At 68.2% G+C, this 3,904-nt stretch carries 4 protein-coding genes and 4 pseudogenes; 2 read left to right on the plus strand and 6 right to left on the minus strand.

Features of this window, described 5'->3' with window-relative positions; all coding sequences use genetic code 11:
* Together ACFYY7_RS45390 and ACFYY7_RS45395 are read right to left on the minus strand one after the other, a co-directional pair.
* Positions 1-278, minus strand: a pseudogene (locus ACFYY7_RS45390) (hypothetical protein); the annotation flags it as partial.
* 37 nt (positions 279-315) lie between these two features.
* A complete protein-coding gene (locus ACFYY7_RS45395; RefSeq protein WP_388672281.1) occupies positions 316-624 on the minus strand; it encodes a chaplin family protein in 309 nt (102 codons plus the stop codon).
* A 425-nt stretch (positions 625-1,049) separates the two neighbouring features.
* Between ACFYY7_RS45395 and ACFYY7_RS45400 the strand changes: the two are divergent.
* Together ACFYY7_RS45400 and ACFYY7_RS45405 are read left to right on the plus strand one after the other, a co-directional pair.
* Positions 1,050-1,298: pseudogene (locus ACFYY7_RS45400) on the plus strand (helicase associated domain-containing protein); the annotation flags it as partial.
* 373 nt (positions 1,299-1,671) lie between these two features.
* The gene (locus tag ACFYY7_RS45405; RefSeq protein ID WP_388672290.1) at positions 1,672-1,902 is read left to right on the plus strand and encodes a hypothetical protein; all 231 of its coding nucleotides are present in this window, start codon (positions 1,672-1,674) and stop codon (positions 1,900-1,902) included.
* A 470-nt stretch (positions 1,903-2,372) separates the two neighbouring features.
* Here ACFYY7_RS45405 and ACFYY7_RS45410 read toward each other — a convergent pair.
* From ACFYY7_RS45410 to ACFYY7_RS45425, 4 genes and pseudogenes are all read right to left on the minus strand, one after another.
* A pseudogene (locus tag ACFYY7_RS45410) lies at positions 2,373-2,492 on the minus strand (site-specific integrase); the annotation flags it as partial.
* Between the two features lie 41 nt (positions 2,493-2,533).
* A complete protein-coding gene (locus ACFYY7_RS45415) occupies positions 2,534-2,848 on the minus strand; it encodes a YidB family protein (RefSeq protein ID WP_388672284.1) in 315 nt (104 codons plus the stop codon).
* Positions 2,848-2,970 carry a hypothetical protein gene (locus ACFYY7_RS45420; protein ID WP_388672287.1) on the minus strand — a complete coding sequence of 41 codons (123 nt, stop codon included), beginning with the start codon at positions 2,968-2,970 and terminating at the stop codon, positions 2,848-2,850. The genes ACFYY7_RS45415 and ACFYY7_RS45420 overlap by 1 nt, the downstream gene beginning before the upstream one ends.
* A gap of 549 nt (positions 2,971-3,519) precedes the next feature.
* A pseudogene (locus ACFYY7_RS45425) lies at positions 3,520-3,810 on the minus strand (IS3 family transposase); the annotation flags it as partial.
* Positions 3,811-3,904: the final 94 nt, after the last annotated feature.

Raw genomic sequence — 3,904 nt, forward strand, 5'->3', positions numbered from 1 at the left:
CGGTACTGCCGGTGCGTATGAAGGAACACCCCGTACACCAGGCTCGCCTCCCGCTCACCGGCCGCCGACGCGTCCCGGTGCGCGATCACCAGCTGTTCCTTCAGCACGGCGTCGTCCCAGCGGTCTCCGGTCGCCAAGGCGAGCAGCGCCCGGGCCACGCCGCAGCCCGGTTCCGATCCGACCCACTGGCGCAGCAGGGACAGTGTCTGCCCGCTCAGGGCGAGCAGTGCTTCCACCGCCCGCTCGTCCACCGGCGTAACCGGCGCTGCTCTGCTCACCGTTGCCCGACCGGGCATCCGTCACTCACCGGCCCGTTCACACGCTGGACATGAACACGGCCGTGCAGACGATGCCGCTGTTGCCGCAGTGGTTGCGCGGCAGGCTCAACGGCAACCCGGTCTGATTGCCGCTGCCCACCCCGCTCCCGGCCACCGTGGCACCCACGGCCCGGGCACCCCCCTGGTTAACACAGGTGTTGCCGAACACCGCGTTCCCGACCCCGATCACTCCCGCATGAGCAGCACCGGCCGGGAGAAAGGCCGCCCCCGCTACCGCGCCCAGCACCGCGGCCCGCACACCCGCACGCCCCGCACCGCCGCCCATTGCCCGCATCTCCACAGCCATCATGCTCCTCCTTCGTCCGGGACTGATCCCGGCGTCCGTACTGGCCCTGCGCGGCCGGACGAACCCGGGCCGCACTCCCACCAACGAAAGAGTCCGGCTCCCGACACGCGCACACCGTTTGGAGCTATAACCCGTTCACCTGCACTGGAACACGGTCCTGTGGCGTTGCTTCCACCCCTCCCCAGACGGGATCGCCGCCGGGGAAGGTGGGTGCCGTCGGCGATGTTGCGCGCCGGGGTGCGGTGGTAGCGGCGGTGGCGTTCGGGTACCGGCTGTGTACGGCCCGGCGTACGGGGCCAGCGGTACGTGCCGCGCGAGCACATGAGGCTGGCCTCCCGGCGTGGGATCTGATGGTCGTCGACGAGGCTCACCGGACGAGTGGTGATCTGCAGGCCGGGCAGGTCGCCGAGCTGGAGCAGCTCGGGATGGTGTGGTCGGAGCAGGAGGTGGCCTGCGCGGACGGGGTCGCCGTCGCCAGGAAGTACGCCGCTGCCCACGGGCACTTCCTCCGTCCGACGACAACGGTGTGGGAGGGGTATCCGATCGGTGTGTGGGCGAAGAGCGCGAGGGCGGCAACGCGCAGGGCGCGGGAGAACAAGGAGCTCCGGGCGGCTGGCCGTCCTGCCCGGTCGGCGGCCGGGGCTATGACCGAGGCGCGGCGGGACGAGCTGGATGCGATCGGTCCGGGGTGGTGCCCGGTATGGGACACCGGGTGGCAGCGCTGCTCCGCCTCGCCCACCACGTCGAGGCCGACGCAGCGGTTCGGGGCGCACCCACCAACTCACCGAGCAACGCCGCACCGACCTCGAGCAACTCGGGATGCGCTGGTAGAGGTGGCTGAAGTGAGGCCGAGCGGTTGCCCTTTCGCTTCCCGGCCGTTGAGCAACAGTCCGGCGCCTGTTTGGTGTCGGCGCCGCTCGGGTGTCCGTACGGGGGATCCCGCGTCCTCCGTACGGGGGACCGTGCGCTTGGAGACCGGCGACACGGGCACGAAGGAGCCTGGCACCATGCCCGCTCCACCGACCCATCCAAGGAGAAACCCCCACCGTGCACCGCACCATCGCAGCCCTCGCCGCCACGGCCCTGGCCCTGACCGCCGGCGCCTTCGTCACAGGCACCGCCCACGCCGCTGCTCCCGCCCGCGACCACCTGTCCGGGCCGCCCGTCACCGTCCTCCAGTGCGAGGCAGGTGGCGGCTTCGTAGCCACTGACATCCGTACACGCCTGGACTTCTGCGCCGGCGGTACGTACAACAACCGATACGTCATCTGGTTGTAGCCCCCGACCCGCACGACTCGCGCCGCCCGCCTGCCGGGCGGCCGCGTCCCTGGGGTGTCGGATCGCACCAGGAGTTGCTGGCTTCGCCTGTGAGGCGACGGGCCATGAGGAAGACCGTGCCGGATGTGTCAGAAGAAATGCAGGAGCTCCGTCAGGGAGGTTAGGGAAGGCACGTCCGAGACGGCCGTGTCGCGGCAAAGCGCGCGTCCTGCATAGCCGAGTCGTATAGCCGCGGCTACCAAGTCCGGATCGTCATCAACAAACAGGCACTGCGCAGGAGCGAGGTCCAGCGCGGCGCTGGCATGGTGAGCAGCCGACCGTGGCCAGCAGGAGCGCGCCTGCTCCGGAATCGAACCGCGCGGCCGCAACTGGCCTTGCCCATGGGGTGCCCACCGCTTGAGCGCCCATTTTGGGCCGGCCCAGGAACCAGCCCCGGCTTCGGTCGGAAGCTGCTGGTCCAGCACCACGCCGACGGTCGTGTGCTGGACCAGCAGCACGCGGGCCTGCCCGTACGACGGCCGGGCCAGCCCGGCATCCGGGCACACGTCGCGCGGCGAGAGCACCTTGCCGGGCCCCGGCCGGCGGCGGGTGGGGCAGCACCGCAGTGCCAGGCCCCGGCGAAGTGGTCCGCTCAGGCGTTTTCGAGGTGCTGCCGGAATTCCTCGTCGTCTGGGAGTTCTCCCTGCGGGGTCGCCTTGTCCACGACATGCGGAAGCTGTTCCGCGAGTGTGTCGGCGAACTCCTTCACCGACACACCGGCCTCCGCAGCGGTGGCGGCCACCACGTCGGCGTCCAGCACGGAGAGCAGTTGCTCGCCGGTGATGGTCCGGTTCCCCACCTGGTCGCTCACCCAGGAACCGACCTCGTCAGCGAGTCCCATTTCCGCGAGGAGGACCAGGAAGTCCCCGAACTCCTCCACACTGGGCTCTTCAGCGGCGTTCGTCATCACTTCGCCCCATTCTTCGCAGCCTCGGCGGCGAGTTCCTTCAATCGCTTCTGTGCGGCTTGCGTCTTGCCCGCTTCGCGTGCCATCTGCTTGATCAAGCTCTTGGCCCATGATGAGAACACAAGGTCTCCTTACCGATCCGCACCAGCAGCTATCACTGCAAGTACGCGATTACCTGCACTGAGTCTCTGACTCGGTGATCGGGTTGGTAAGCCCAGAGCGGCATAAGAGCGGAATTGTCTGTTCCGTTTTCAGTCATGCGAGGGAACGCCCAGCCACCTGTTCCAGCAGCCTGGCCGGACATGAGCCAAGGCCAGGGCACACAGCTTGTTGCCGAGCGCATCTCCGCCTGGCTTTGTTCACGAGAACGTGCTCGTGAACAAAGCCATCCGTCACATATCGGAAGGCTAAGGAGGCATACCGAGGCGTCACCCGATGAGACAACTTCAGGTGTCTGGAGAACCGTCGTACTTGGGCTCTTACCACCAGCCCGGACCCTCGGGCAGGACCGGGACGGCCTGAGCCAGTGCCACCTTGGTCGGGAACTCCACGGAACCGACCCTGCGAGCCCGGCGCCCGTGAAGCGCGTCGGGCCGTACAGGCCTACCCGTCGACAAGCCCCGTCTCGGGCTTGCAGATGGGACTGCTGCAGGGTTGGGTGACAGCGGGGTTTATGCAGCCAGGGCTGCGGCTGGGGTCATGATGGTCTCGTACTCGACGGGGGTCAATCGGGCCAGGCGTCTCTGACGCCGGCGTCGATGGTAGGTGCGTTCGATCCAGGTAACGATCGCGATCCGCAGCTCCTGGCGGGTGGCCCAGGTACGGCGGTCGAGGACGTTCTTCTGCAGCAGCGCGAAGAAGCTCTCCATTGCCGCGTTGTCGCCGGCCGCACCGACCCGGCCCATGGAGCCGACCAGGTGGTGACGTGCGAGAACGGACACGAACTTCCGTGAGCGGAACTGACCGGATTCAACCGGTCGTTGCAACACCAGCTTGTTGAAGCAACTGTAGCTGCTCGTTGAACGCCTCGGCGGGCGTCTTCCAACCGAGCGTCTT

Origin of the sequence: Streptomyces sp. NPDC001933 (assembly GCF_042890955.1) — a bacterium.
Classification (GTDB): Bacteria; Actinomycetota; Actinomycetes; order Streptomycetales; family Streptomycetaceae; genus Streptomyces.

Excerpts from the sequence above, each read along its gene's own strand:
- ACFYY7_RS45395 (WP_388672281.1), bottom strand. The coding sequence starts at position 624 with ATGGCTGTGGAGATGCGGGCAATGGGCGGCGGTGCGGGGCGTGCGGGT.
- ACFYY7_RS45415 (WP_388672284.1), bottom strand. The coding sequence starts at position 2,848 with ATGACGAACGCCGCTGAAGAGCCCAGTGTGGAGGAGTTCGGGGACTTC.